The following is a 24,415-nucleotide window of genomic DNA, read 5'->3' on the forward strand; positions in this document are numbered from 1 at the left end:
CATGCTCAGGCTCCGGGTGTGGCGGCTCTACCAGCCCCTGACGCTCCTCGGCCTCGAGCTCTGGCAACTCTTCCTCGGGGCCGTGGCCATGACCCTGGGGCTCCAGGTGGGCGGGAGCCTGCCGCACCCGGCCCTGGGCCTGGTGCTGGCGGGCGTGGCGGGCTTTCTGGCGGTGAAGTTTTCCGACCGCTTGCGGATGCGCTTCCCCGGGGCGAGCCTCTGGCAGGAAATCGCCTGGCTCACCCAGAAGGAGCGCTACCGCCCCGAGCGGGACGAGGACACGACTCCCCTGATCTATGACGAGCGCTTCCAGAGGTAGCCCCTTCTCCCGGGCGCGGGAGGACTCCCTCACCGCGCTCTTGCCGTACTGGGAGATCCAGGACGGCCTCGTGGTTCTGAACGACGGGCGGGTGGAGGTGGGGGTCAGGCTCGAGCTCCAGCCCACCCTCTTCGCCAGCACCGCCTACATGGAGGGCCTGGTGGGGGTCATCAAGACCATCCTTCGGAGCGGCGTGCCCGAGGGAAGCCGGGCCCGGCTCGTGGTGGAGGTCTCCCCGGCCCCCTTCGCCCGGGTGGAGCGGTACCGGAGCCTCGAGCCCTCCCACCCCACGGCCCGCTTCCTGCAGGAAAGGCGCTACGAGGCCTGGCGGGAGCGGTGGCAGAAGGGGCAGGTCCTGGAGAAGCGGGTCTACCTCAGCGTCCTCCTGGGCAGGCCCCGGCACAAGCGGCGCCGGGTGCCCTTCACCCCGGAGGAGTGGAAGGAGGTGGTGGCGGAGGCGGAGCGGGTGCGGACCCGGATCATCCGCGCGGCTTCCGCCTACCGCGTCCTCGCCTTCCCCATGGGCGACCAGGAGCTCTTCGCCGTCCTCTACCGCTACTTCAACCCCGCCCTGGCCCTTGCGGAGGTGCCCCAGTACCAACAGACCTGGCAACGCTACCCCCGGGAGGCCATCCGCCGCATCCCTTCTCTCAGGCCCCCCACCCTCCGGGCCCAGATCGCCCGGAGTGAGGTGGACAACTCCTACCGGGACGCCCTCTACGTGGGGGGGATGTGGGCGGGGGTCCTCTCCCTCTACACGGTGCCGGACGAGACCTACGCGGAGATGGGGGACGTGCTGGCCCAGGCCGGGGGGGACCGCTTCTACCTGGTCATGGACTTCCTCCACGAGCCCTTCGAGCTCGCCATCCGGGCCCTCAAGGCCCGGGCGAGGCGGTACTACTCCGCCTCCCAGTCGGGGACCTACGTGGACCCCAATGTGCGGGTGGGGCAGGTGGAGACGGAGGGGGCCATCACCCACGTCTCCCAGACGGGGGACCACATCTTCCAGGTGGGGGCGAGCCTGGTCCTCCTGGAGCGGGACCGGGAGACCCTGGAGGAGCGGGTGAGCCAGGCGGTGAGCACCCTGAGCCAGGTTCCGGGGAACCCCTTCCGGGTCCTCAGGAACGGCCTCCTCGCCCCGTGGCTGGCCCAGGCCCCCTTTTCCGGGGGCGTGGCGGAGGAGAAGGTCTACCTCCTGGAGACCAACGCCGCCCACTTCTTCCCCACCACGGGGGCCTGGACAGGAAGCCCCAGGCCCGTGGCCCTCTTCCGGACCCGCCAGGGGGCCCTGGTCTCCGTGGACCCCTTCGACAAGCGGATGCGGAACTACAACGGCATCGTGGTGGGGGGCTCGGGCTCGGGGAAGACCTTCGCGGTGCAGTACCTCCTCTCGGAGCTCTTGCGGGACGAGAAGGCGAGCGTGGTCATCCTGGACCGGGGCAAGAACTACCAGGCCCTGGTGGAGGCCTTCGGCGGGGCCATGGTGGAGATCCGCCCCGGGGCGGGCACCAGCATCAACCCCTTTGACCTCGAGGAGGGGGAGGTGGAGCCCACCCCGGAGAAGAAGGGGGACCTCCTGAAGCTCCTCCGGGCCATGGTCCCCCCCGGGGGCGACCCCACCCAGGAGGCGGTGGAGAACGCCATCCTGGAGGCGGCCATAGACCAGACCTACAAGCGGGCCACCACCGTGGACCTGAGGGAGGACGGCACCGAGGAGAAGCGCTACCTCGGGGCCAGGCTCTCCGACCTGGTGAAGACCCTCCTCACCCTGGACGAGATCGGGGGGCGGGGGGTGTCCCCCTCGGAGAAGGAGGTGGCCCGAAGCCTCGCCCTCCGGCTCCAGTCCTGGACCGGGGACTCCCCCATGGGCAGTTTCGTGGACCGCCCCACCTCCGTCCCCGTGAGCACGGCCCGGGTGGTGTGCTACGAGCTCGAGGGCCTGGACGCCTACGAGGGCCTGGACGTGGTGGGCACGGTGCTCATGGCCGACCTCATCTGGAAGCGGGCGAAGGAGGGGAAGAAGCGGGGGGAGGAGCGGAACCTCCTGGTGGTCCTGGACGAGGCCTGGAAGGTGTTCAAGAACCCCTACGCCGCGAGCCTGGTGGAGGAGCTCTACCGCCGGTTCCGGCACCTGGGTGGCGGGATTTGGAGCATCACCCAAAGCCTCCAGGACTACAGCGGGGAGAGCGCGGGGAGGATTCTCCAGAACACCACCTGGGTCTTCCTCTTCCGGGTGCAGGGGGAGGAGGAGCACGTGCGAAGAGTCTTCGGCCTCTCCGACCGGGCCATGGCCGTGTGGAATTCCTTGGGGGGCGTCAAGGGGCTTTACGGGGAGGTGATGGTGTGGGCGGTGCGAGACGACCGGAAGGAGGGGGACGTGCTCCAGCTGTGGCCCACGCCCTACGACTACTGGCTCTTCACCAGCGCCCAGGAGGAAGCGGCCCGGAGGAAGGCCTTGGTGGAGAGGTACGGGGGGGATGTCCTCAAGGCGGTGGTGGACCTCGCGGAGGGGCGGGCATGAGGGCTTGGATCCCCAAGATCGCTTCGCTGACCTTCGCCTTCGCCCTCCTCCCCGCCCTCGCGGTGAGGGTGGCGTGGCTTTCCCCGAGGCCCGGGACCTACCCGGAGGGGCGGGTCCTGGTGGTGGAGGCCCGGGTGGAGCCCGAGCCGGGGGAGAGGGTCCTCGAGGTGAGGGGTGTGGCCCTTCCTTCGGGGCGGGAGGTCTTCCGCACCACCTCCCTCCAGGTGAAGCGGTACTGGGACACCGGGGGCTTTGGCGGCACCACGGCGCTTCGCCTGGAGGTGGACTACACCGGGGAGAAGACGGGCACGGCCTACGCCCTCCTCGCCCTCCAGGTCCAGGGGACGGGGCTTTCGGGCCAGAACCTCCAGGCCCAGGGCCTCATGGAGGACCTGGACGGCTTCATCGCCCAGGCCTGCCGCTTCATCGGCTTCTACGAGCTCTCCTCGGTACGGTGGCTGTGCACCGCCCACCGGACCGTGAAGAAGGCCATCAACTACTGGAACCAGCTCGGGGACATGTGGGAGGACTTCAAGAACCAGGCCATCTACTACGGCACCGGGCTGGCCCTGGACTGGCTGGGCAAGGGGCTTGGCCTCCACCAGCTCAACCCCCTGGTGGACCAGGTGGACCAGGCCCTGACGGACCTCATGAGCGACATCCGCCGCCAGAAGAACGCCATCCTGAACGCCCTGGCCCGGGCGCGGGCGGAGCAGTTGCGGGAACTGGACGCCTGGAAGCCCGGGGACGACCCCCTCTACTGGGGCCCGGAGTGGTGGACCCGGCTCATCTCCGGGGTGGTGCCCCAGCTGGGCTTCCAGGCCACGACCCAGAGCCTCGCCGACCTCCAGCGCACGGCCCAGCTCCTGGAGAACCAGTCCCGGGTGGCCCAGAACGTGAAGAACCAGCAGGAGAACCTGAGCCTGGAGAGCACCCTCCAGGACCTCTGGGACACCCTGGGGGCCGCCTGGAACTTCATCGCCGAGGCGGTGTCCAAGGGGTGGGCCTCCCTCACCGGGGGGCTTTCCGGGGCGAGCGTGGTGGGGGCGCAAAGCGCTTCCCCGGGAGGCGCCCTTGGGGCCCAGAACACCCCGGGGGGCTCCGGGGGCACCTCCGGCTCGGGCGGCACCAGCGGCTCCGGCTCGGGGGACGTGATGGACCCCGGCATCACGGAGGAGCTCATCTCCGAGGCCCAGACCGCCCCCTCCACCCGGGAGGTGACGGAGGTGGTGGTGAAGGGCTTCGCCGAGCTCATCCGCCTGCAGGCCCAGGACTCTTTCCGGGCCGTGCAGGAGATGAAGAACCTCGCCGCCCAGCAGGCCATGACCGTGGAGCAACTGGTCCAGGTGAACCAGAACTTGGTGGAGCTCATCAGGAAGCAGGAGCGTAGCGCCGAGGACCAGCTACGGGCCCTCATGGGCCAGGTGGCCTCCCAGGCGGAGAAGACCTCGGCCAAGTACGTGGCGGCGGGGGAGGCCCTGGAGATCCTCGCGCGGCAATGGAGAGCGCAAAGCGGCACCCCGCCGCCCTCGGGGGGTAGCCCGTGAGGCGGGCCCTTCTTCCCAAGGGGTGGGGCGCGAGGCTTCTCGCCCTCCTCCCCTTCCTCTTCCTCCTGGCCCTGGCGGACCCGCCCCCGCCGCCCCAGGGACAGATCGACCAGGGGGTTCGGGACTTCCTCACGGGCATCCTCAACGCCATGCTCAACCTCAACGACTGGATCGCCCTCTTCAAGGCGAGCCTCCGGGACTTCCAGGCGGGGGCCTACACCATCGGGCGGAGCCTCATCGTGGTGGGCCTCATCTGGAGCCTGATCCGGGCGGTCTACTACGGGAGCCTGGAGGAGGTCCTGGGGGCCATGGCCCGGGTGGTCCTGGCGGGGGGGTTCCTCTGGTTCGGGGAGGTCCTGGACGAGAGCTTCGGCGGGACGCAGGGCGTGTACTACGCCGTCACGAACACCTTCCGCACGGAGCTCGCGGACGCCATGACGGAGGCCGCCAACAACCTCAAGGCCCTGGGGGCGGTCATCAACCCCCTCTTCACCATCGTGGCCATCGTGGAGGCGGGCGTCGTCCACCTCGTGGGGACGGGCCTGAACGACGGGACGAACATGCCCGACTGGGCCCAGCAGATCCTCGCGGGCATCGGGGCGGCGGCCCAGCTTCTCAACCCCGCCTCCCTCCTCCTCGTTCCCTTCGTCATCATCGCCATGGTCCTCACGGTGCTCATCAGCACCATGTTCATGCTGGCCTCCGCCTTCTGGCCCATCGTGGCGGGGAGCCTGGCCCTTCCCATCGGCCTCGGGCCCCAGCTTTTCGGGCGGTGGCTTTCCGTGGTGGTGTGGGCCTTCATCATGGGGGCCGTCGGGCCTTTCGTGGTGCGGGGGGGCATGGAGCTCGGGGTCTCCCGTCCGGCGGCCTACATCGCCTCCCAGGCCAAGGAGATCGTGGACACCACCGTGGAACAGCTCACCGGGCAGTTCCGGGAGAACCGCCGCATCTTCGCCGAGACCCTGAACGACCTGGCCGTCCAGAACGGGTGGGACCCCCGGGTGTGCGGCTTTGAGGTCTTCGTGGACACGGACGGGAAGCTCAACTACCGGAACGTCCCCCCGGACGGCAAGGCCCTCCTCTCCCCCGTGGCGTGCGGAACCATGACCAAGGAGGCCATCGCCCAGGGAATGCGCCAGATGGGCACCTTCGTCCTGGGCATCGGCAAAGGGCTCGTGGACATGTTCCAGGCCTGGGCCCAGACCCTGCTGATGACCGTGGGAGGCATGGCGGCGGCCCTCCTCATCGCGGGCTATCTCTCCAGCCTGGTGGCCACCTTCTTCGGTGGGCTTTCCCTGGCCGTGACGGCGGCGGCCGTCAGCTACGCCACGGGGATGGCAACCCAGGCCGTGGGCAGGGCCATGGGCGGGGCCGCGAGCGCCCTGGAGGGGATGGGCCAGGCCGCGGGGAGTCTGGGCCGGGGGCTTGGGGGGCCCTCGAGGGCCCTTCCCTCGGGCGCAGGCGGCGGAGGCTTCTCTTCAGCCGCAAGCGGTGGGGGCCAGGAGGTGCCTCCCGCCTACCAGCGCACGGTGGAGGTCCAGGCCCCCGGGACGGGGGTGCCGTACATGCACCGGGCCGAGTACGGTCAGGGTGTGGAGCCCGCCGTGGTGCGGCCCGCCCCCGGGGTGGGGCAGAGCGTGGGCTACACGGGTCCCGGGGAGGTCCCCTCCTACAGAGCCCCTGAGGCCCCGGGAAGGTGGACCGACCGGGCCAAGGAGGTGCGGCCCCCGGAGACCCCCTCGGGCACCACCCTTCCCGCAGGGGGGCCGCCTCCGGGCAGGTGGATTGACAGGAGCGCTTACAGGAAGGGAGGTGATGAGGAGTGAAGCGCTGGATTGACCGTGGACCGAAGTGGGTCAAAAGGGACCCCTTGCCCAGGGTGGAGTTCCGCCTGAGCGAGGAGGCCTTGGCGGCGCTTCGCGCCCGGCCCCTGGCCCCTAAGGCCCCAGGAAGGTGGATCGCCCGGGCGCGGGGGAGGAGGTAGGTGGAGGCCGCTTCCCTCTTCGAGACCCCACGCCCCCTCAAGGCCCTTCGGGCTTTGGGGTTCCTCCTCTTCCTCGCCACCCTGGGCCTCGTCTTCTACCTGGGGGCGCGGGGGGCCCTCGAGGCGGCGAACGCCCTGGCCGAGGCGGGCTGGGACCAGGCCGTGGGCAGGCCCGGGGCGAGGGGCCTGGAGTTCGCCACCGCCTGCATGCTCAACGTGGCCACCCCGTGCGGAGGCGAGTTCAATCGGCTCTGGGCGGCCCGGCTCAACTACGACCTCCTCCGGCTCGTCCTGGTCCTGGGGTTCGTGGGGGGCCTCGCCCCCTTCGTCTACAGCCCCGCGAGGCCCAGGAAACTCCCGGGGCAGGGGCGGTGGGCCACGGAGAGGGACCTCGAGCCCTACCTCAACCCCAAGGGCGTGGGCTGGTACGGCCAGCTCGGGAAGAGGCCCCTCCGGGTCTCCGAGGGCCAGCGGGTGGCCCACACCCTGGTGGTGGGGAAGCCGGGGCACGGGAAGACCTCGGGGTACTACCTGCCCAACCTCCTCCTGGACGCCAAGGACGGGTGGACGGCCATCGTCTACGACCTGAAGTACCCGGACCGGGAAGGCCTCATGGAGGCCATGACCTACTACGCCCACCACGGGCGGGCCGTCTACCCCTTCACCCCGTGGGGGGAAAGGTCCTACCGCATCAACTTCCTGGAGGGGGCCGAGGACATCACCCAGGCCAAGCTCATCGCCGAGATCTTCGTGCCCCGGAACCCTAAGGTCCCGGACTCCAAGGAGTTCTACCCGGGCCTCGAGCGGACCCTGCTCCAGGCCCTGATCCACGCCGAGGGGGTGGAGGGGCGGTACTCCCTGGCCCACGTCTACCGGGTCCTGGGGGACGGGGTGGCCGGGCTCAAGGCCTACGTGGAGGTGCGGCCCTACCTGCAGGTGGAACTCAAGACCCTCCTGGAGATGCGGCAGGACCAGCTGGCGGGGATCCTGAACGGGGCCCGGAACCGCCTCTCCATCTGGCTGGACCCGGGCCTCGCCGCCGCCACGGAGCCCGGGCCCATGGAGGTCCCCTGGGCGAAGGTTTTCTCCGAGCCCAGCCTGGTCTACATCGGCGTGCCCCAGGAGCTCATCGGGGACAACGCCTCGGGGTACGTGCTCCTCAAGCTCCTGAAGCGCATCGTGGACCTGAAGACCCTCCAGCACGCTAACCGGAACGGGGGCAGGCTCAAGGTGCCCGTGAGCGTCTACTGGGACGAGTTCCCCAACTTCGGCTTCCTCCCCGGGATCAAGGAGAACCTGGGCACCATGCGCTCCCGGAGGGTGGCCTACCACATCGCCGTGCAGAACACGGACCAGGGGCGGGCCGTCTACGGGGAGGAGTGGGAGGCCATAGAGGGCACCTTCGCCCAGCGGGTCTACTTCCTCTCCGGCCTCTCCGACAACGACGCCGCCCGCCTCTCGGAGGTCCTGGGGGAGACCTCGGTGATGCAGGAGGTGCGGGGGGTGAGCCGGAGGGGCCTTCTCCCCATCCCCACGAGCCGAACCGTGGGGGAGCGGGAGGTGGCCCGGCCCCTCCTCTCCCCGGAGGAGATGCGCACCGCCCCCAAGGGGGAGGCGGTGGTCCTGCTGGAGGGCGCTCCTCCGGCCCGCATGAACCTCTTCGGCATGTGGCGGAAGGAACACCTCCTGCACCGCCTCTGGAAGAAGGCGCGGGAGGCGCGGGTGGAGGAGGCGGGCTTCCCCCTTCCCCGGACGCGGGGGCCCGTCTCCCTCCCCGCCTCCGCTTCGCCCGAAGGGGAGGCCGCCCCCTGGAGCCGGGACCCCTCGAGGCCCGAAAGCCTCCTCCTCTACCTGGAAGCCCTCACCCGGCGGGTGCCCGAGTTCAAGCGGTACTACCGGGGCTCGGAGACCCTTCGCCTGGACCTCCGCCTCCCCGAAGGCTTCCCCACCCCCGAGCCCGCCTGGGTGAAGCTGGGCTGGTGCGAGGTGGAGGGGGAGCCCGTGCGCCTCTCCCTCACCCGGGAGGCCCTCGAGGCCATCCAGGGGGCGGACCGGGCCGGGTACTGGGCGCTGGTGCGCTGGTGCCGGGTGGTGGAGTGGTGGAAGAAGGTTCACCGGGAGGAGCCCGTGCCCGAGGTCCTCACCCTCCCCAAGGAGGAGGCGGAGCGGGTCCTCATGGAAAGGCTTTGCGGCGAAGCGGTGGAGGTGAAGGAGGATGAGGTCCTGGTTCGTCCCAGTCTTGGCCTTGGCGGCCTCCGTTGCCCTGGGAAGGAGCTACACCCTGGAGGAGGCGGCGGAGGCGGTGAGGCGGGCCACGGGGGAGGTCCTGGTGCAGGTGGCGGTCCTGGACCTGAAGCCCCTGACGGAGGCCCTAAGGGAGGCCATGGTGAAGGGAGGGGTGAAGGTGTACCTGCTCACCACGGATAGCGGCCTCACCCACCCGAAGAGCTACGGGCCCTCCCTGGCCCTGGCGGGGGCCGTGGTGCGCTTCGCCCCCCGGGTGGACGGGGAGTTCGTGGTGGTGGACCGGAAGGAGGCCATCCGCCTCCTTCGGGGCTACGTGGGCCTCTCCCTGGAGGGGGCGGAGCCCGCTCCCCTGGTGGAGCGCTTCTACTTCGCCTTCCTCCGGGGGGTGCCCTTCGCGGTGGAGGACTGGGTGCACCGGCTCTACATCCGGGAGTACGTGAAAGGAGGTGGAAGGTGAAGTGGGCGGAGCTTCTGGGTAAGGCGGTGGCCGTCTTGGGGGCCGGGCTCTTCCTTCTCGGCCTCTTCCGGCTGGACGGGGCCGGGGTGGGGGCGGGGCTCGTGGTCCTCCTCTACGGGGTGGGCCTCGCCCTCCTCGCCGGGGTCTACGGGGAACTCAAGGCGGTGCGGGCCCTCCTGGAGAGGGAGGTGGAGAAGGGGTGAGGCGAGCGGCCTACCTGGTCCTCCTCCTGGGGGCGGCCTTCGCGTGCGGCCACGTCCCCCAGGACCTCTGGGCGAAGACGTGGAAGTACGCCCGGGCCTGGGGGGTGGACCCCTACCTGGTGGCCGCCGTGGTGTGGGTGGAAAGCGGCTACTGCCCGGGAGCAGTAGGGCGGGCCGGAGAAGTGGGCCTGGGCCAGTTCATGCCGGGGACCTGGGCGCGCACCACGGGGGCTCCCGTGGAGTGGCGGGCCCACCCCGACTGGGCGCTCTGGGCCACGGCGAAGCACCTCCGGGAGCTCTGGGAGGCCACCCGGGACTGGCGGCTGGCCCTCGCCGCCTACAACGCCGGGCTCGGAGCGGTGAGGAGAGGGGCCATTCCCGCCTCCACCCAGAGGTACGTGGAGCGGGTGCTTTCGGTCTACCGGGCCTGGCGGAGGGGGTGATGGAGGCCTTGCCTGCCTTCCACGCCCTCGAGGCCCTGGGCCGGGCCTTCTCCCAGAAGGAGGCCTGGGTCTTGCTCGGGGTGGGGGCCCTCTCGGGGTACGCCCTGGGCCGGGTGGCCCGGGTCCTCCTCCCCTGGACGGCCCTCCTCTACCTGGGGGCGGCCCTCCTCGGGCGGGCGGACCTGGAGAGGCTCGCCCACCACCTTGGGGCGGCCTCCAAGGAGGTGTGGGCCTTCCTCTCCGGCCTCCCCACGGGCCTCTCCCTGGGGGCGGTGGTGGGCTTTTTGTCCGGGCTTTCGGACCGTTGGGAATAACGCATGGTGCGGCTTCGCGAGGGGTTTGACAGGGAGTTCGCGGCGCTCATGGAGAAGCTTCCCCCCTGGGTACGCAAGGAGGTGGAGCCCCACGGGGCGAAGCTGGAGGAGATCGCCATGGACCTCGGGGCCCCCCTGGCCTACACCGTGGACGGGGCCCCCCGCTTCTCGGAGCGGGAGATCACCAAGGAGGACCTGAGCTTCGTCCTTCACCGGGTGGGGGGGTTCAAGGAGAATAACCGGGCCGGGATCGAGGGCACCCTCCACCGGGTCTCCCGCATTCAGTCGGCCCTGGGGGAGATGACGGGGATCACCATCCGGGTGGGGAAGTTCGTGGAGGGGGTGGCGGAGCCCCTCAGGCCCTACCTCCTGGAAAGCGGGGGAAGCCTCCTCGTGGTGGGGCCGCCCCGCACGGGGAAGACCACCCTCCTCAGGGACATCGTGCGCATCCTGGCGGAGCGGTGGGGGCCCCGTGTGGTGGTGGTGGACACCTCCAACGAGATCGGGGGGGACGGGCTCACCGCCCACCCGGGGATCCGGCCCGCCCGGAGGATGCAGGTGCCGGACCCCCCCTCCAGGAACCAGGGGCGGATCATCTACCAGGCCATCGCCAACCACTCCCCGGAGGTAGTGGTGGTGGACGAGATCGGCTACAACGAGGACGTGCAGGAGTGCCTCACCGCCTCCCGGAGGGGGGTGCGGGTGGTGGCCACGGCCCACGGGGAGAGGCTTCTGGACGCGCTGGAAAACCCCGCCCTGCACCCCGTTCTCGGGGAGCCGGACCTGAGGGAAGGGAGGCGGAGGACCCGGCCCTCCTTCGGGATGGCCCTCCAGGTGGTGGCGAAGGGGCGCTACCTCGTCTATCCCGACCTGGCCCAGGCTCTGGACGACCTCCTCCAGGGGAGGGAGCCGGAGGGGGTGGAGCTTAGCGTGTAATGTGTTGCCATAAAAGTTAGAGAGTGGTAGCATGTGGCTATGCGGCGAGTCGCCCTAGCCACCCTTTTGTTGGCGGGTTCGGTGAAGGCCCAGATGGCGGACGTGCCCCCAGGGCATTGGGCCGAGGGGGCGGTGCGGGCCCTCCTGGAGAAGGGCGTCCTCACGGGCTTCCCGGACGGCACCTTCCGGGGGAACCAGGCGGTGAACCGCTACCAGGCGGCGGTCCTGCTCTACCGGGCCTACCTCACCTGGACGGAGGAGGTCCTGGCCCGGGTGCGGAAGGCCCTGGAGGAGGCGGGGGCGGCCCCGGAGCGGATCGCCGAGCTCTACGGGCAGGTGGCCGACCTCCTGGAGGTGGTGCCGGAGGTGAGGCGGGCCCTGGAGGACCAGGGGGTGCGCCTGGAGGCCATGGAGAAGGACCTGGAGGAGGTGCGCCAGGCCCTCCTCACCGCCCTGGAGGCCCAGGCCGCCCTCAAGGACCTGGAGGCCCTGGAGGGGGCGGTGAGCCGCCTGGAGAAGGAGCTGGGGGCGCAGAAGGCGGCCCTCGCCCAGATGGAGGCCCGGGTGAAGGCCCTCGAGGCCGCCCTCGCCGAGCTCACCCAAAAGGTCCAGGAGAACGAGGCGGCCCGGGTGAAGGACGCCCAGGCCACGGGCAAGCGGGTCTACGCCCTGGAGGAGAGGACCAAGGCCTTGGAGGAGCGGGTGGACTCCCGGGCGAGGGCCCAGGTCTACGCCGGAGTGGGGGAGAGGGGTCCCTTCGGGGGCCTCGCCCTGGGGTGGGAGGAGGCCCAGGTGCACCTGGGCACCGACCGGGTGGAGGCCTCCTTCCAGGCGGGAAGCGTGCGGGTGGCCTACCGGAGCCTGGAGGGCCGGAGCGAGGCCACCGCCCAGGCCGGGCTCTTCCAGGGCATCCGCCTGGTGGGGGAGCTCGGGGCGGGGGACGGCGGCTACTACTTCGGGGCGGGCTACGTGGAGCACGAGCCCGAAGGCGGCCTCCTCCCCGGGGTGCACGCCCGCATCGGCCTCGGCGCGGGCCTCGTGGGGGGCGAGCCCGGGCGGTACTTCGTGGAGGCGCAAGGAGGCGCCCTCCTGGGCCCCGTGGACCTGACCCTGGGCTACGGACGCTACTTTGGCCTCGGGAGCGGGGACACCCCCTTCTCCGCCCTCTTCGCCGCCCTGGTCTACCCCGGGGAGGGCTTCTTTGGGGAGGCGCGCCTGGCCTACGCCGTGCCCCAGGAGGACATCGGGCGGGACCGGGGCCTTCTGGTGGAGGGAGAGGTGGGCTTCCCCCTCGCGCCCTTCCGGGTGAGCCTCCAGGCGGGGTACCGGGACGGGCTTTGGGGGAGGGGCGTGGCCTCCCACGTGGACCGCTTCCGCTTCACCACGGCCACGGGCTTCTACGGGGGCGTGCGGTTGAGCTATGAGGTTCGCTTCTAGCGCTTTCCTGGCCCTTGCCCTCCTCCTTTCCTCCTGCACGGAGCTCCAGCGGGAGTTCCAGGGCCCGGCCCGCCTCGAGGTGGCGGGGGTCAAGGAGGGGGCGTGCGCCACGGTGAAGGTGGGGGGCCAGAGCGCCACCCGGTGCGAGGACCCCACCTTCCGCTTCACGGGGGTGTTCGGGAAGGTCCCCGTGGAGGTGCGGGTGGAGTGGCAGGGGGTGGAGGTCCAGAGCTACCAAGGGGAGGTGGAGCTCAGGCCCGGGGGCATGGCCCGGGTGGAGGTGGCCCGGAGGACCGTCTCCTTGCGGGCGGAGGCCCCCTGGGCGAGCGGCGCCGCCACCTACGAGGCCTGGGTGGACGGGGAGTGGGCCTTCGGGGTGGCGGCCTACCCCGACCCGGCCCCCTCGGGCCTCGAGGGCATGGTCCTGGTCCACCGGGGCGGGGCCTCCTTCCAGGTGCCCACGGCCCCCAGGGCGGTGATCCGGGTGCGGGACGGGGCGGGGGAGGCCCGGGTGGAGGTGGCCTCGCCCCAGGACGGCGGGGTGGTGCGGGTGCCCGAGCCCCGGTACGCCCCCATCCACCTGACCCCGGAGGAGGTGGCCTCGAGGGTGGGGTGCGTGGCGGCCTTCCTCGGGGACGTGGAGCGGGCCCGGTCCTGCACCCCGCCCTTCGCCCTGGCCGTGAGCCCCCCGGACGGGGAGTACCGGGAGGTCCTCCTCGTGGCCTACGCGGACGGCCTCCCCTTCCAGGAGGGGCGGGTGGTGGCCCGCTCCGGGGAGAGCCGGACCGTGCCCCTGGCCCGGAAGCGGGTGCGGGTGGAGCTCACCGCCCCCGGGTTCACGGCGGACGTGCAGGCGGTGGGCGAGGTCTGGCTCCGGGGGGAGGACCAGGAGGGGGTGGCCCTCTACGGCGACCCCCCGCCTCCCGGGTACGAGGGCTACCGCCTGGCCGACCGGGCCGTGGTGGTGAACGGGGTGGCGGAGCTTTCCGCCCCCACGGGGCGGATGGTCCTCTTCCGGCTGGTGGGGAACCGCACCACGGCGGGGGTGGTGGACCTCCTGGACGGCGACCGGAGGGTGGTCCTGCCGTGAGGGAGTGGGTCTCCCTCCTCGGGATGGCGGCCCTCGCCCTCCTCGGGGCCTGGTTCCTCCAAGCCTTGGTGGGCCAGGGGGTCCTGCCCTTCCTCCTCGCCCTCTCCCCCCTCCTCCGGGCCCTCTTCCGGGGAAGGGTGGGGGTCTACTACGGGGGGGCGGTCCTGGGCCTGGCCGGGGCCATGGTGTGGAGGCTGGGCGGCTCCTACGCCGCTATGGCCTACCTGGCCCTGGCGCTGGCGGCGGACGGCTTCCTCCGAGGGGAGGAGGAAGGCTATGGCTTCCTGGTGGCCTTCTTCCCGGCCCTCCTGGGCTTCTACCTGCTTCTGGGGGTGTAGATGGAAGCGCTCTGGAAGGAAATCGCGGCCAAGCTTTCCTCCTTCGAGGAGGAGGTGGCGAAGGAGGTCTTGGAGAAGGCGAAGGGGGTCTTCCCCACCCGGAGGGCGAAGGAGGCCTTCCGGGCCCTCGCGGGGAGGTCTGCCACCCCCCTGGAGGAGCCCCTCCTTCGGGTGGCTACCGCCCTCGTGGAGGAGGGGCTGGCGGGGAGCTACGAGGAGGCCTTTGGCGTCCTCGGGGTGGAGGCGGAGCCGACCCAGAAAGACCCCGCTCCTTCGCAGGCTCCTCCTCCGGCAGAGGCGGCGCAGGCCCCTTCCCCGGTGGAGGCTTCTCCTCCGGTAGAGGCTTCTCCCCCGGCGCCTTCTCCTCCGGTGGAAGCTCCTTCTCCGAGGCAAGCTTCTCCACAAGGCGTTCCCCTGACGGGGAAGCAACCAGCGGGGGCGCCTCCCCCTCCCAGCCGGGCGGAGAAGACCTCCCGGTCCCAGGACCAAAACGAGGCGGCGCGGGACTCGAGGTGGCGGCGGGCCTACCAGGAGGTCTTCGGCCAGGACCCCTCGGAGGACCCCCTCCTCTACCGGGAGCGCCTGGCCCATGCCCTGCTCTTCTACCGACCGGAGCAGGGGCGGCGCCGGGCCTTCGAGGAGGTTCGGGAGGTGGAGCGGCGGCTCCAGGAGTCCCGGGGCCGGGCCCGGGAGCTTCTGGGCTCGGAGCCGCAGGTGGACGTGGGGGCGGCCTACATCCAGCTGGGGAAGCTCTCCGCCCAGCTGGAGGACCTGGCGAGGCGGGTGGAGCGCCTGGAGGAGGCGGTGCAGAAGGAGGCCTCCCGGTTCGGTGGGGTGAACGCCGCTCTTCGGCTCCACCACCAGGAGATCCGGGCCCTGAAGGCCCTGGTGGAGGGCCTAAGAACGGGGGACGGCGTGGACTGGAAGCGGCTGGAGGCGGCGGTGCGGGCGGCCAAGGCCGAAGCCATCCAGGAGGCGGAGGAGCGGATCCAGGGGGCCACGGCCCTGTGGCGGGGCGAGGTGGAGCCGAGGCTCAAGGCCCTGGAGGAGTGGGCCAAGCGCATCACCGAGGCCTTCCGCCGCACCCTCGAGGCTAAGGAGCGGCGGAGGGGCCTCTTCGGGCTCTTCGGAGGTGATCGGTGAACGGGGGAGACGTGGCGTTTAAGGCGGGGGACGTGGTGTTCACCGTTCCCCGGAGCATGTTCCGTGCGGACGTAAACGGGGTTGTCCAGGTGGGGGAACACCAGGTGCCCGCCAAGGTGATCTACGCCGCCTGGGCCGTGGGCGTGGACGAAGGGGTGAAGGCGGGGGTGGTCCTGGGGGCGGGCTTGAGCCTGGCCCTGGTCCTCTTGGCCCTGCTCCTCTTCCGGGCGGTGAACGCCTGGCGGGAACGCAGGCGGTGGACGCCCCTGGACCGGGTCCTGAGGTGAGCCGTGCTCAGGGTCTACGCCCAGGCCGCCATCGGCGCCGCCGCGATGCCCGTGGTGGGCTTCATCACGGGAAAAGTGGTGGGGGAGGCTATGGCGAAGTTCCCACTCCTGGCGGTGGTGGGCGTGGTGGTCTACGCCGTGGCCCTGGCCGCGAGCTACGCCCACCTCCGGCACTACTACGCCCGCTTTGACGGCGAGGGGGTGCGGGCCTCCCCCTTCATCGCCTTCGCCGTGGAGGTGGCCACCTTCTACCTCTCCTTCGCCTCCGTGGTCCTGGGGAGCGCCTGGGCCCTCTGGGGGAGCCTCATCGGGGCCGGGGTGGTGTTCTGGGGGAACCTGACCTCCATGAGCCTGGGCTTGGCGGAGCGGAAGCGGAGCGTGGACGCCCGGGCGCCCGCCGCTTTCCCGGTGGGGGAGCTCCAGGAGGTGAACGGGGCCGTGAACGCCGTGGAGCTCCGGAGGGAGGAGAGGGAGGAAGCCCTTCCCGTTCCTCTGGAGAAAGAAGAGCTTTCCCTGCTGGGGGCCCTCGAGGTCCCCAAGGGGCCGAGCGCCCTGGCCCGGGAGCTCGGGTGGCCCAAGTCCACGGTGGCCAAGAGGCTCCAGCGCCTGGTGAGCCGGGGCCTGGTAGAAGCGAGGGATGGCGTCTACCGCAGGACGGAGAGGGCTTCGGCCTGAGCTTTTGGGGGCCCTGGCGGGGCTACTGGATGGCCCCTGGGGGGCTCCCTTCACCGGGGCCCTATTCGCCAGGCGGGTGGGGTGGAGGGAGGCCTTCTTCTCCGGCCTCGGGTGGCTCACGGCGGGGATGAAGGGGGCCTCGCCCCTCCTCGCCCTCTGGGTGGGGCAGGGGGTCCTGGCCCTCTGGAGGCGGGGGGGCTGGTGGCGCCTAGGGGCGGGCCTGGCCTTCCTCCTCGGGGGCCTCCTCTTCCGGGGCCTGTGGCTCGCCCCCCTAGGGGTGGTCCTGGCCGGGGTCCTGCCCGGAGGATGGCGGTACGCCGCCCTGGCCCTGGCCGGGGTGGGCGTGTACGGGTGGACGGGACTTCTCCTCTCCTTGGGAGCCTGGGCGGCGGAAACGGTGGGTCTGGAGAGGGGTGAGCGGTTCCGGGGCATGGACGTGCCCGCCCTGGTGTACGGGGGGGTCCTCCTCCTCCGGAACATGCTCCTGGAGGTGGTGAACGGGTGAACGGCGTGCTCCTCGCCCTCACCGGACTCGCCCTGGTGGCGGGATACGCCGTCTACCTGGCGTTCACCGTCCTTCGCTACCGGGGTGTCCCTGTTCCCCTCGAGGCGGGCCCCTTCGCCGAGGAGGCTTTGCGGAAGGGCCTCACGGGCTTCCGGGTGCGGGTGGGCCGGAGAAACGGCGTGCGCTACCCGGAGCGGAGCGTCTACCTGACCCGGGCCGTGTACGAGGGGAAGAGCCTATACCACCTGGCCGTGGCTGTTCACGAGGTGGGGCACGCCCTGCAATGGCGTGAACGCCCCGAGATGGTGCGGGCCGCGCAGGGGGCCCTGACCCTGGCCCTGGGGCTTCTCGTCCTCGGGTTCCTGGTGGGCCCGAGCCCCCTCGGGGCGGCCTTCCTCACCGGGGGGTATGGCCTCTTCCTCGCGAGCCTTCCCCTAGAGGTGGACGCCAACCGGCGGGGCCTCGAGGTCCTGCCCCCGGAGTGGAGGGAGGAGGCGAGGCGGGTGATGGCCGCCCTCACGGGCTCCTACGTGGCGGTGCCCTTGGGCGGGCTCCTGGTGGCCGTGGGGTTCCTCGTGGGGTGGTCTTAGCTACACGCCGTTCCCCTCTCCCTTCCCCGTGTAGCTAAGACGCGCCACCAAAATCCAAACCCCGGAGCTCAGCGCCCCGGGGTGCCACGGAAAAGAAGGCTTCGGCCTTCCGAGATCCAGTATATCACGCCTCGGCCTTCCTCGGCGGGAGGACGGTGGCGTCCACGGTGCCGTCCTCGTTCTCCTGAAGGGCTAGGGCGGCGCCTTCCTTGGCCGCTTCCCGGAAGGCGGAGAGCCAGGCGTGGGTCCTGGGGGCCTCCCGGAGGTCCACGTCCAGGTAGGGGCCGAGGACGGGATCCTCGCCGATGACCATGCGGACCTGCTCCTCCTCCCCCTGGTCCCGGGCCACCGCCAGGAAGAAGCCCGCCAGGTTCTCCAGGTAGGCCCGGCCCTGTCCCTTGGGCCTCGCGTACTCGCGGAAGGCTTCGGCGAGCATGGCCCAAGTATAGCACAAAGTACCTTATTGTCTGAAAGCGGTCTTAGTGGTAGCATTACATTGCCATGGAAGAGAAGGTGTTGATCTTCAAGGACACGCGGCACCAGGAGGCTTTCCGTAAGGCGCTGGAGCGGGCGAGCCTGGGCCGGGCGGTGATCCGCCCCGACCACGGGTGGCCCAAGCCGGCCCTCAGGGTGCGGGGGGTGAACCTCTCGCACGTCCTGGCCGCGGCCATCTGGGCGGGCTTCGAGCCCGAGGTGGTGCTGGAGTAGGCCTTCCGCCCTTCTTTGCCCTGGAAGGACGCCCTTATCCTTCCGGGGTTTCTTGTCGTGGCGCGTTATGACCAGGTACAATGTCTATGGTCATGAAGGTCTCCAAGTCCTACTTCAAGGCCCACGCCCTGGAACTCCTCCGCCGGGTGGAAGCCACCGGGGAGCCCCTCCTCCTCACCCACCGGGGCCGTCCCGTCCTGGAGGTGCGCCCCTACCGGGAGGAGGACCCCAGGGAGAAACTTTTGGGCACCCTCCTCCGCTACGAGGACCCCACGGAGCCCACCGGAGAGGCCTGGGAGGTCCTGGCGTGAGGGGGCCCCTGGTCCTGGACACCCACGCCTGGGTCTGGTACCTGGCGAGCCCGGAAGTCCTCCCCAAGGGGCTGGTGCGGACCCTGGACGAGGCCCGGGCGAGGGAAGCCCTCCACATCTCGGCCATCACCCCCTGGGAGGTGGCGGTCCTCGCCCAAAAGGGGCGGATCGCCTTTTCCCTAGAGCCCCGGCGTTGGCTGGAGGAGGCCTTGCGGGTGCGGGGGATCGGGGTGGTTCCCCTGGACGCGGGGGTCGCCCTGGAGGCGGCCTACCTGGACCTGCCCCACCCGGATCCGGCGGACCGGTTCATCCTGGCCACGACCCTGAAGCTCGGGGCGGTGCTGGTGACCAAGGACGAGCGCCTGAGGCGCTACGCTAGGTCCAGGAGCCTCTGGGGGTAGCGATGCTTCGGGAACAAAACAAGCGACTGGCGAAGCAAGCGGTGAGGGAAGTCTTCCGTAGCCGCCTCTTCTGGCTCATGGTGGCCGGAGGGGTGGTCCTGGACCTGGCCCGGGAGGGGACCTGGCTCCTGTACCTGGCGGCGGGGGTCTTCCTCTTCCTCATGGTGCTCGGGTTCCTCTTCTCCAGGCCCTCCCTCTTCTCCAACCCCTTCGACCCGTTCTGGTCCCTCGAGGAGGAGGCCCGAGGGCTCAGGCGGGAGGTGCGCCGCTTGAGGCGGGGAAGGTAAAACCTTTCGGCCCCCGGCGGAGGGCCAGGGGCCTACTCGGTGGAGGTAAAAAACGACCGACAGCCAGCAAGCGGCTTCGGCCCTTTCAGTTTAGCCGAGGAGGGCCCTTCAGCGCAAGAGGTAGCCACACAAGCTTGCTTTCCTCCGCCTTAAGAGGTACCATGAGGGCGGAGGTAAAAAATGCGCACCGACAGCGTCCGGCTCATGGCGGAAGGCGTTCGGCTTTTGACGAGGGAGCAGGTCATGAGGGCGTTCGTCGCGGAGGACTACGAGGCGCTGGGGCGGCACTACTACGCCCTGGCCCTCAAGGAGGGCTTCTCCCGGTTCCACCTCCTCGGGGACGAGGCGTTGGACCTCGCCCAGGAGGTGGCCCTCAGGGTCCACGGCTCCCTCAAGGCCTGGCGGACGGGCGAGCGCAAGCTCCCCTCTCCCTCCAAGAACCTCACCTTCTGGGTGATGGTGGAAGCCGACCGCGCTGTGCGGGAGTGGTTCTACCGGAACCGGGGGGTGGGGTACACGAACTCCCGGCTCGTGGCCAAGGTCAAGCGGGCCACGGAAGGGCTTCAGGCGGAGCTCGGGCGTGAACCCACGCCGGAGGAAGTCGCCGAGAGGCTCGGGATCCCCTTGGAGGTGGTGGAGGAGGCCTTGGCCGTAGCGGAGGCGGAGGCCATCCTCAGCCTGGACGACACCACCGAAGAGGGCACCCGGCTGGAGGAGTTCGTGGGCCACGACCCCTGGGAGCGCGAGGAGGAGAGGGACTTCGCCTTCAAAGCCCTGGAAGAGGCCATCGAGCGCTATGGCCTCCGGCGGAAGCTGGGCGAGAAGGAGGCGGAGCTCCTGGAGCGCTTCCTGGAGGGAGACTTGGAGGAAGAGGAACTTGGGGAGCTTGAAGCGGCCCTGAAGGAGGCCATGACGAGGACCCAAGCAGTCTAGGCGGTTTCGGCACCTTGCACCTCGCCTTGGAGGGACCCCCTTATCCCTCCAAGGTTTCGTTATTGCCAGAAGAGGCGAAAACAGGTAGCATGAGGTTGGAGGTAAAAGATGACCAAGGTTAGCGTTCGTAGCCTCTTCTGGGCGAGCGGCAAGGCGGCTTCGGTGGAGGAGGCCCTCGAGGCCCTTCGGCGGCTCTGGAAGGAGGACGGGAGCGTGAGGGACCTGATGACCAAGGCGGCGAAGGAGGGCTACGTCCTGGTGGACACCCGGGACGTGCCCGCCCCCTTCGTGGCCGCGGTCAGGGTGGCCCTGGCCCGCCTCCGGGAGCGCCTGAAGGAGGAGACGCCCTCCACCTTGCTCGTGAAGGGCACGGGCAAGGCCAAGGAGGAGCGCAAGCCCGAGGAGCGCAAGCCCATGGTCTGGGAGTCCCCCGAGGGAGTGAGGTACGCCGTGGAGGTGTACGACCTTACCCCGAGGGAGGAGAAGCATTGGGGCCTTCGGGACAAGCGGGTGGAGGACGCGGCCAAGTGGTTGGAGCGGTTCCTCTCCGGGGTGGAGTACGAGGAGGGCAGGAGCCCCCTCGAGGAGGCCCTGGAGCACGAGGACAACCCCCACTTCCGCCGCGAGGACCTCATCCCCGAGGACCTGGAGGCCCGGCTCAGGCTCCTGGGCTGGGACGGCTCCTTGAGGACCCTCCAGGCCCTGGTGGCGAGCCTCACCGCCAGGGAGAAGGCTTTCGTAGAGGCGGTGCGGTCCATCTCCGCCCTGGTGGACCGCGAGAAGGGCCAGGTGGTGGCCCTGAAGACCCCTATCGGGTGGGAGGTGCGGCAGGGCATCTCCAGGGAGGCGATGAAGGCCGTTATGGCCGTCGGCCTCCTGCAGGAGCTCGTGAAGGACCCCTCCTGGAAGGTTCCCGAGGTGCGCCGCCACTTGGAAGCGGTGGCCGAGGTGGACACCCACCTGAAGGGGCTCTTGGCGGAGCTTGAGGCCATCGGCACCTTCCGCAAGGCCAAGTACCACCTGGACGAACTGGGGCGGGGCAGGGCGATCGCCGTCTACCGCGACCCTGCCACCGGGGAGCCCGTCTACCGGACCCCGGTCATCGGGTAGACACCCTTCTTTGCCCTGGAAGGACCACCTTATCCTTCCGGGGTTTTCTGTTTGGCGGACATCCTCTTTTGGCAACGCAGGTTGCCCGACACCCCTCCTTCCCCGATTTTCCCTCCCGCTTGTTGCGACCGAGCATTTGCTCAGGCACGACATTGTGTTTACTGAGCATTTTGCTCACCCACAACATGGTTTCTACCGAGCATTTGCTCAGACGCAACATAGTGTCTACCGAGCAGATGCTCAGACGCAACATAGTGTCTACCGGGCACCTTCTCAGACGCCCACCTTTCCCGCACCCCTCCCCGGTGTCCTCCTGGGTAAGACGGGGACACCACCGTCCCCCCGGAAAGGACACAGCCTCGAGGCTCCCCCCCGGCAGGCGGCTCCCCTGGTGGGCGGCCTGCGCCTTCTACCCCGCCACCTCGCCCTCCTCGGGGGGCTCAGGTGGCTCCTGGAGAGGCTTTGACACACCTGTGCCACCAGTTGTGCCACCGGTTGTGCCAGGGCGGTACGGGCCCGGGACACCCCACAGAACACCGGAACGGCTCGCCGGAACACCCCTGGAACACCTTGGGCGGCCTCGAGGTCAGGTGGAGCACCTAGACCGACGGAGCGCCCGGGGTGGAACGGCCCAGATGAGCGGGGGGGCCTGGCGGCCCCAAGGAGATAAGCATGATCGTCAAGCGCGGGAACTTCCTGGCAGGTCTTCAGGCTCCCGGGACCCTGGTGGCCGCCCCCACGAACGGGGTCCTCACCTCCCGGGGCCTGGTCATGGGGGCCGGGGCGGCCAAGGCCCTGGCGGAGGCCGAGCCCCGTCTCCCCCACCTTTTCGCCGAGGCCGTCCAGCGAGAGGGGATCCTTCGGAACGGGGTCTACCTCTACGGCTTCGTGGCCGTGGAGGCGGGAGGGAGGTCCTACGGGGCCTTCCAGACCAAAGGCCACTTCCGGGACCGAGCGGACCTCGGCCTCGTCCGCCTGGGGGCCTCGAGGCTCCGGCGGTTCCTGGAGGCCAGGCCTGGCCTCGAGGTCCATATGGCCTTCCCGGGCATCGGCCTGGGGGGGCTGGACCCCAGGGAGGTCCTCGAGGCCCTGGAGGAGGCCCTGGCAGGGGTGGGGAACCGGGTGGTCCTCTACCGCCTGTGAGCGGGGGGGCCTTCCGGCCCCTCGGGGGGGACCGCTATGGAAGTGCTAAAACGGTTCGCCCGGGTGAGCGGGAGCTTCGCCGTGGTCTTTGAGGAGGGGAAGCCCGTGAAGGTGGCTGGAAGGCCCCGGCCCCAGGACCACACCTTCCTCATGGAGCTCGCGGAAGAGGTGGTGCGGGCCTTCGCTTCGGGGAAGAGCGGCCTCGTCCTGGTGAGCCCGGAGCGGGTGCGGGTGGCGTACCGGGAAAAGGGCCTGGGGGCCTAGCGGCCCCACGGCCAGGGGCAGGAGGTGCAAGATGGTCGCGCTCCTGCCCAACACGGACGGCGTTCCCAAGGCCAGGCTCTCGGACCGGGCCCTGGAGGGCCTCATCCGGCGGCACGGGGCCTATGTCCACCCCCGGCTGGTGGAGGAGGGGTGGGTGGACCTGGAGGACCTCGAGGCCCTGGGCCACGTGGAGGTCCTGGAGGTCCAGCCCCTTCCGGGGGAGAAGGTCTTCGTGCCGAGCCGGGCCGGGTGGGTGGTCCTGGAGGTGGCTTAGGGCCAGGGGGGGCCGGGTGGCCCCCCTTCGCACCCGGGTGGAGGTGGGAGATGCGGCGAATTCGAGTCAGAAAGCACCTAGAGGAGATGGCCCAGGCGGCCCGGGCCCTCGCCCTCTACGCCGAAGACCTCCACGCCTTCCTCTCCGAGCACCCCCTGGAGGCGGAGCGGGTGGCCCGGGAGGTGAAGGAGGCGGTGGAAGGGCTCAGAGGGCTGGCCTCCCGGCTCTACGCCCTCGAGGCCAGGCTCAAGGCCCCCTACGAGGACAACTCGGCGGTGGCGCTCAGGCGGGAGCTTTTCGGGGAGGTCTGACATGGGCCACACGCACTACTGGCGGATCAGGACGGAGGCGAAGGAAGCGGTGGAGAAGAGGCTTGGGGCCGTCCTCGAGGACTTCGCCCGGCTCTTTCCCCACCTTCCTCCCCTAGCGGGGCCGGACGGGACGGGGGGGCCAGTCCTCTACCCTCCCGAGGTGGCCTTCAACGGCCCCGCCCCGGAGGACTACGAGTCCTTCGTCTTCCCCTGGTGGGAGGAGAAGAAGGAGTGGTCCTTCGGGTTCTGCAAGACGGGGTTTGCCTGGGAGAACAAGCGCCCCTACGACCTCGCCGTCCGAGTCTTCCTCCTCCTCGCCAAGCTCCACCTGGGGGACCTCGTTCAGGTGGCCTCGGACGCGCCCCTCGCCGACTGGGCGGAGGCCGCCCTCCTGGTGGAGGGGGTCCTAGCCCTCCCCGTAGACCTCTACGGGCTCCTTGGGGCGCGGCTCCTGGAGGTGGAGGACGCCCGAGGCCGCCGCTTCCTCCTGGAGCGGTGGAAAGAGGACGACAGGGAGCTAGACGACTGGCTCCAAGCCCGGGAGCGCCTGGACCGAGAGGGCCTCTTTCCCTGGCCCTTCCGGGGGCCGTACCGGGTCCTCGGGGAGGTGCACCTCCCCCAGGAGGAGCTTCCCCGGCGCTGGGCCAGGGAGGGGTTCTACAGGCGAGGGTGAAGGGGAGGGCCCCCCAGGGCAGGGGGGCCTTCCGGCCCCTCGGGGGGGACCGAAGGAGGCGCGATGAAAGCTAAAGAGGTGGTCCAGAGGCTTAGGGCGGACGGCGTGGCCCGGGTGGAAGGCGTGGTGGAGCCCGAGTGGGGCCATGAAGCGGTCTGGTTCTTCGGAAGCCAAGGAAGGCCCCTCCAGGACTTCTACGAGGAGGAGGTGGCGGCCCTCCTCCTCGAGGCCACCGCGCGGTGGGCGGACGGGCCAGGGGCCTTCACCTTGGACCTGGAGGCGGGCCGGGTAGTGGTGGAGGTCTTGGAAGAGCAGGACTACGGCTACGAGGTCCTCCGCAGGGAGGAGGTCTCCCTGGAGGACTTCCTGGAGTAGGGGGCCTGGAGGAGGGGAGGGGGTTGTCTTAGCTACACGCTCCCTCCCCTTTCCCCTTCGTGTAGCTAAGACCGGGAGCCCGGGGACCGCAAGGTAGCTTCGCTGACAACGGCCCCACGGGAGAGGACGGAAAGGAGGGCAAACAGTTGGGAAATAGCGCATATTACTTCACCCCAACGCTCGTACGCCCCCGCTTCCCGCCACCTCACCCCAGCGAGCCCCCGCGACATACGAAAAGCCCCGAAGCGCTATACTCCCCCACAGGAGGCCCCAGGTGAAGGCCAAGCCTAAGGCCACGCGCAAGCGTACCTCGCAGAAGAGGGCGAAAGCCTTCACCGGAGTCCACGCCCTCCTCCTCTTCCCTTCCGGAGAAGACCACAAGGCCACCCTGGACCTCATGCGCCGCTTCTCCGCTGGGGTGCGCTACGCCTACAACCGCTTGCTTGAGGGTCAGACCAGGGAAGCCCTCAAGCGGGAAAATGGCCCCCTCCGCATCTTCTTCGGCCTCAACACCCGCTACGCCGACGACGCGGTGATGAAGGCCCAGGCCGTCCTGGACTCCGCCCGGGAGAGAGGAGAAGACCCTAGG

31 protein-coding genes and 2 pseudogenes are annotated in these 24,415 nt (G+C 70.3%); 32 read left to right on the top strand and 1 reads right to left on the bottom strand.

Annotated features, from left to right (window positions below):
• The first annotated feature begins 1 nt into the window (after position 1).
• From L0D16_RS08955 to L0D16_RS12485, 19 genes and pseudogenes are all read left to right on the top strand, one after another.
• Complete coding sequence (locus tag L0D16_RS08955; protein ID WP_014632329.1) at positions 2 to 319, top strand: hypothetical protein; 318 nt, start codon at positions 2 to 4, stop codon at positions 317 to 319.
• Positions 297 to 2,840 carry a VirB4 family type IV secretion system protein gene (locus L0D16_RS08960; RefSeq protein ID WP_038043786.1) on the top strand — a complete coding sequence of 848 codons (2,544 nt, stop codon included), beginning with the start codon at positions 297 to 299 and terminating at the stop codon, positions 2,838 to 2,840. Before L0D16_RS08955 ends, L0D16_RS08960 begins: the two co-directional genes overlap by 23 nt.
• Positions 2,837 to 4,387: a hypothetical protein gene (locus L0D16_RS08965; protein ID WP_243031515.1), complete on the top strand. Its 1,551-nt coding sequence runs from the start codon at positions 2,837 to 2,839 to the stop codon at positions 4,385 to 4,387. Before L0D16_RS08960 ends, L0D16_RS08965 begins: the two co-directional genes overlap by 4 nt.
• On the top strand, positions 4,384 to 6,213 hold the full coding sequence (locus L0D16_RS08970; RefSeq protein ID WP_243031516.1) for a hypothetical protein: 1,830 nt from the start codon (positions 4,384 to 4,386) through the stop codon (positions 6,211 to 6,213). The genes L0D16_RS08965 and L0D16_RS08970 overlap by 4 nt, the downstream gene beginning before the upstream one ends.
• The gene (locus L0D16_RS08975) at positions 6,210 to 6,371 is read left to right on the top strand and encodes a hypothetical protein (protein WP_167764531.1); all 162 of its coding nucleotides are present in this window, start codon (positions 6,210 to 6,212) and stop codon (positions 6,369 to 6,371) included. Before L0D16_RS08970 ends, L0D16_RS08975 begins: the two co-directional genes overlap by 4 nt.
• Complete coding sequence (locus L0D16_RS12470) at positions 6,372 to 8,798, top strand: type IV secretory system conjugative DNA transfer family protein (protein WP_341474624.1); 2,427 nt, start codon at positions 6,372 to 6,374, stop codon at positions 8,796 to 8,798.
• Positions 8,686 to 9,075: pseudogene (locus tag L0D16_RS12475) on the top strand (hypothetical protein); the annotation flags it as partial. The gene L0D16_RS12470 and the pseudogene L0D16_RS12475, both read left to right, overlap by 113 nt.
• Entirely contained in the window at positions 9,072 to 9,278 is a 207-nt protein-coding gene (locus L0D16_RS08990) for a hypothetical protein (RefSeq protein ID WP_039457191.1), read from the top strand. The pseudogene L0D16_RS12475 and the gene L0D16_RS08990, both read left to right, overlap by 4 nt.
• Positions 9,275 to 9,721 (top strand): lytic transglycosylase domain-containing protein, encoded by a 447-nt coding sequence (locus L0D16_RS08995; RefSeq protein WP_124105528.1) that lies wholly within the window; start codon positions 9,275 to 9,277, stop codon positions 9,719 to 9,721. The genes L0D16_RS08990 and L0D16_RS08995 overlap by 4 nt, the downstream gene beginning before the upstream one ends.
• On the top strand, positions 9,721 to 10,035 hold the full coding sequence (locus tag L0D16_RS09000) for a hypothetical protein (RefSeq protein WP_038043781.1): 315 nt from the start codon (positions 9,721 to 9,723) through the stop codon (positions 10,033 to 10,035). Before L0D16_RS08995 ends, L0D16_RS09000 begins: the two co-directional genes overlap by 1 nt.
• Before the next feature lie 3 nt (positions 10,036 to 10,038).
• Positions 10,039 to 10,971: an ATPase, T2SS/T4P/T4SS family gene (locus tag L0D16_RS09005; protein ID WP_093007012.1), complete on the top strand. Its 933-nt coding sequence runs from the start codon at positions 10,039 to 10,041 to the stop codon at positions 10,969 to 10,971.
• A gap of 39 nt (positions 10,972 to 11,010) precedes the next feature.
• Positions 11,011 to 12,408 (top strand): S-layer homology domain-containing protein, encoded by a 1,398-nt coding sequence (locus L0D16_RS12480; RefSeq protein WP_279231302.1) that lies wholly within the window; start codon positions 11,011 to 11,013, stop codon positions 12,406 to 12,408.
• Complete coding sequence (locus L0D16_RS09020) at positions 12,392 to 13,498, top strand: hypothetical protein (protein WP_243031521.1); 1,107 nt, start codon at positions 12,392 to 12,394, stop codon at positions 13,496 to 13,498. The genes L0D16_RS12480 and L0D16_RS09020 overlap by 17 nt, the downstream gene beginning before the upstream one ends.
• On the top strand, positions 13,495 to 13,836 hold the full coding sequence (locus tag L0D16_RS09025; protein ID WP_093007006.1) for a hypothetical protein: 342 nt from the start codon (positions 13,495 to 13,497) through the stop codon (positions 13,834 to 13,836). Before L0D16_RS09020 ends, L0D16_RS09025 begins: the two co-directional genes overlap by 4 nt.
• Entirely contained in the window at positions 13,837 to 14,979 is a 1,143-nt protein-coding gene (locus L0D16_RS09030; RefSeq protein WP_243031517.1) for a hypothetical protein, read from the top strand. It abuts the gene before it with no gap.
• 11 nt (positions 14,980 to 14,990) lie between these two features.
• Entirely contained in the window at positions 14,991 to 15,266 is a 276-nt protein-coding gene (locus tag L0D16_RS09035; RefSeq protein ID WP_231293500.1) for a hypothetical protein, read from the top strand.
• A gap of 3 nt (positions 15,267 to 15,269) precedes the next feature.
• Positions 15,270 to 15,941 carry a helix-turn-helix transcriptional regulator gene (locus L0D16_RS09040; RefSeq protein WP_093007000.1) on the top strand — a complete coding sequence of 224 codons (672 nt, stop codon included), beginning with the start codon at positions 15,270 to 15,272 and terminating at the stop codon, positions 15,939 to 15,941.
• The gene (locus L0D16_RS09045) at positions 15,904 to 16,446 is read left to right on the top strand and encodes a hypothetical protein (protein WP_124105522.1); all 543 of its coding nucleotides are present in this window, start codon (positions 15,904 to 15,906) and stop codon (positions 16,444 to 16,446) included. Before L0D16_RS09040 ends, L0D16_RS09045 begins: the two co-directional genes overlap by 38 nt.
• The gene (locus L0D16_RS12485) at positions 16,443 to 17,036 is read left to right on the top strand and encodes a zinc metallopeptidase (protein WP_124105521.1); all 594 of its coding nucleotides are present in this window, start codon (positions 16,443 to 16,445) and stop codon (positions 17,034 to 17,036) included. The genes L0D16_RS09045 and L0D16_RS12485 overlap by 4 nt, the downstream gene beginning before the upstream one ends.
• A gap of 124 nt (positions 17,037 to 17,160) precedes the next feature.
• Here L0D16_RS12485 and L0D16_RS09055 read toward each other — a convergent pair whose 3' ends face one another.
• Positions 17,161 to 17,472: a hypothetical protein gene (locus L0D16_RS09055; protein WP_093006994.1), complete on the bottom strand. Its 312-nt coding sequence runs from the start codon at positions 17,470 to 17,472 to the stop codon at positions 17,161 to 17,163.
• Positions 17,473 to 17,537: 65 nt separating this feature from the next.
• Between L0D16_RS09055 and L0D16_RS09060 the strand changes: the two genes are divergently transcribed.
• The 13 genes and pseudogenes from L0D16_RS09060 to L0D16_RS09120 form a co-directional block, all read left to right on the top strand.
• Complete coding sequence (locus L0D16_RS09060) at positions 17,538 to 17,744, top strand: hypothetical protein (protein WP_093006992.1); 207 nt, start codon at positions 17,538 to 17,540, stop codon at positions 17,742 to 17,744.
• A gap of 80 nt (positions 17,745 to 17,824) precedes the next feature.
• Complete coding sequence (locus L0D16_RS09065; protein WP_093006990.1) at positions 17,825 to 18,055, top strand: type II toxin-antitoxin system Phd/YefM family antitoxin; 231 nt, start codon at positions 17,825 to 17,827, stop codon at positions 18,053 to 18,055.
• The gene (locus L0D16_RS09070) at positions 18,052 to 18,456 is read left to right on the top strand and encodes a type II toxin-antitoxin system VapC family toxin (protein ID WP_241374203.1); all 405 of its coding nucleotides are present in this window, start codon (positions 18,052 to 18,054) and stop codon (positions 18,454 to 18,456) included. The genes L0D16_RS09065 and L0D16_RS09070 overlap by 4 nt, the downstream gene beginning before the upstream one ends.
• 2 nt (positions 18,457 to 18,458) lie before the next feature.
• Positions 18,459 to 18,743 carry a hypothetical protein gene (locus L0D16_RS09075; RefSeq protein WP_124105520.1) on the top strand — a complete coding sequence of 95 codons (285 nt, stop codon included), beginning with the start codon at positions 18,459 to 18,461 and terminating at the stop codon, positions 18,741 to 18,743.
• Between the two features lie 243 nt (positions 18,744 to 18,986).
• Positions 18,987 to 19,676 carry a sigma-70 family RNA polymerase sigma factor gene (locus tag L0D16_RS09080; protein ID WP_243031518.1) on the top strand — a complete coding sequence of 230 codons (690 nt, stop codon included), beginning with the start codon at positions 18,987 to 18,989 and terminating at the stop codon, positions 19,674 to 19,676.
• 108 nt (positions 19,677 to 19,784) lie between these two features.
• Positions 19,785 to 20,786: a hypothetical protein gene (locus tag L0D16_RS09085; protein ID WP_243031519.1), complete on the top strand. Its 1,002-nt coding sequence runs from the start codon at positions 19,785 to 19,787 to the stop codon at positions 20,784 to 20,786.
• 672 nt (positions 20,787 to 21,458) lie between these two features.
• On the top strand, positions 21,459 to 21,929 hold the full coding sequence (locus L0D16_RS09090) for a macro domain-containing protein (protein WP_015717489.1): 471 nt from the start codon (positions 21,459 to 21,461) through the stop codon (positions 21,927 to 21,929).
• A gap of 36 nt (positions 21,930 to 21,965) precedes the next feature.
• Positions 21,966 to 22,193 carry a hypothetical protein gene (locus L0D16_RS09095; protein ID WP_126200117.1) on the top strand — a complete coding sequence of 76 codons (228 nt, stop codon included), beginning with the start codon at positions 21,966 to 21,968 and terminating at the stop codon, positions 22,191 to 22,193.
• A gap of 31 nt (positions 22,194 to 22,224) precedes the next feature.
• Positions 22,225 to 22,467: an RNA 2'-phosphotransferase gene (locus L0D16_RS09100; RefSeq protein ID WP_093006978.1), complete on the top strand. Its 243-nt coding sequence runs from the start codon at positions 22,225 to 22,227 to the stop codon at positions 22,465 to 22,467.
• Positions 22,468 to 22,517: 50 nt separating this feature from the next.
• Positions 22,518 to 22,778: a hypothetical protein gene (locus tag L0D16_RS09105; protein ID WP_093006976.1), complete on the top strand. Its 261-nt coding sequence runs from the start codon at positions 22,518 to 22,520 to the stop codon at positions 22,776 to 22,778.
• 1 nt (position 22,779) lies between these two features.
• On the top strand, positions 22,780 to 23,451 hold the full coding sequence (locus L0D16_RS09110) for a hypothetical protein (RefSeq protein WP_243031520.1): 672 nt from the start codon (positions 22,780 to 22,782) through the stop codon (positions 23,449 to 23,451).
• Positions 23,452 to 23,514: 63 nt separating this feature from the next.
• Positions 23,515 to 23,826 carry a hypothetical protein gene (locus L0D16_RS09115; RefSeq protein WP_172960805.1) on the top strand — a complete coding sequence of 104 codons (312 nt, stop codon included), beginning with the start codon at positions 23,515 to 23,517 and terminating at the stop codon, positions 23,824 to 23,826.
• A gap of 274 nt (positions 23,827 to 24,100) precedes the next feature.
• Positions 24,101 to 24,415 (top strand): annotated as a pseudogene (locus L0D16_RS09120) (IS200/IS605 family accessory protein TnpB-related protein); the annotation flags it as partial.

This window comes from Thermus altitudinis (genome assembly GCF_022760835.1).
Lineage (GTDB): Bacteria > Deinococcota > Deinococci > Deinococcales > Thermaceae > Thermus > Thermus altitudinis.

Bases quoted from the DNA above. Each gene is read 5' to 3' on its own strand.
- L0D16_RS08955 (WP_014632329.1), top strand. From the start codon at position 2: ATGCTCAGGCTCCGGGTGTGGCGGCTCTACCAGCCCCTGACGCTCCTC.
- L0D16_RS08960 (WP_038043786.1), top strand. From the start codon at position 297: ATGACGAGCGCTTCCAGAGGTAGCCCCTTCTCCCGGGCGCGGGAGGAC.
- L0D16_RS08965 (WP_243031515.1), top strand. From the start codon at position 2,837: ATGAGGGCTTGGATCCCCAAGATCGCTTCGCTGACCTTCGCCTTCGCC.
- L0D16_RS09000 (WP_038043781.1), top strand. From the start codon at position 9,721: ATGGAGGCCTTGCCTGCCTTCCACGCCCTCGAGGCCCTGGGCCGGGCC.
- L0D16_RS09005 (WP_093007012.1), top strand. From the start codon at position 10,039: ATGGTGCGGCTTCGCGAGGGGTTTGACAGGGAGTTCGCGGCGCTCATG.
- L0D16_RS12480 (WP_279231302.1), top strand. From the start codon at position 11,011: ATGCGGCGAGTCGCCCTAGCCACCCTTTTGTTGGCGGGTTCGGTGAAG.
- L0D16_RS09020 (WP_243031521.1), top strand. From the start codon at position 12,392: ATGAGGTTCGCTTCTAGCGCTTTCCTGGCCCTTGCCCTCCTCCTTTCC.
- L0D16_RS09030 (WP_243031517.1), top strand. From the start codon at position 13,837: ATGGAAGCGCTCTGGAAGGAAATCGCGGCCAAGCTTTCCTCCTTCGAG.
- L0D16_RS09045 (WP_124105522.1), top strand. From the start codon at position 15,904: ATGGCGTCTACCGCAGGACGGAGAGGGCTTCGGCCTGAGCTTTTGGGG.
- L0D16_RS09055 (WP_093006994.1), bottom strand. From the start codon at position 17,472: ATGCTCGCCGAAGCCTTCCGCGAGTACGCGAGGCCCAAGGGACAGGGC.
- L0D16_RS09060 (WP_093006992.1), top strand. From the start codon at position 17,538: ATGGAAGAGAAGGTGTTGATCTTCAAGGACACGCGGCACCAGGAGGCT.
- L0D16_RS09065 (WP_093006990.1), top strand. From the start codon at position 17,825: ATGTCTATGGTCATGAAGGTCTCCAAGTCCTACTTCAAGGCCCACGCC.
- L0D16_RS09075 (WP_124105520.1), top strand. From the start codon at position 18,459: ATGCTTCGGGAACAAAACAAGCGACTGGCGAAGCAAGCGGTGAGGGAA.
- L0D16_RS09080 (WP_243031518.1), top strand. From the start codon at position 18,987: ATGAGGGCGTTCGTCGCGGAGGACTACGAGGCGCTGGGGCGGCACTAC.
- L0D16_RS09085 (WP_243031519.1), top strand. From the start codon at position 19,785: ATGACCAAGGTTAGCGTTCGTAGCCTCTTCTGGGCGAGCGGCAAGGCG.
- L0D16_RS09090 (WP_015717489.1), top strand. From the start codon at position 21,459: ATGATCGTCAAGCGCGGGAACTTCCTGGCAGGTCTTCAGGCTCCCGGG.
- L0D16_RS09095 (WP_126200117.1), top strand. From the start codon at position 21,966: ATGGAAGTGCTAAAACGGTTCGCCCGGGTGAGCGGGAGCTTCGCCGTG.
- L0D16_RS09100 (WP_093006978.1), top strand. From the start codon at position 22,225: ATGGTCGCGCTCCTGCCCAACACGGACGGCGTTCCCAAGGCCAGGCTC.
- L0D16_RS09105 (WP_093006976.1), top strand. From the start codon at position 22,518: ATGCGGCGAATTCGAGTCAGAAAGCACCTAGAGGAGATGGCCCAGGCG.
- L0D16_RS09110 (WP_243031520.1), top strand. From the start codon at position 22,780: ATGGGCCACACGCACTACTGGCGGATCAGGACGGAGGCGAAGGAAGCG.
- L0D16_RS09115 (WP_172960805.1), top strand. From the start codon at position 23,515: ATGAAAGCTAAAGAGGTGGTCCAGAGGCTTAGGGCGGACGGCGTGGCC.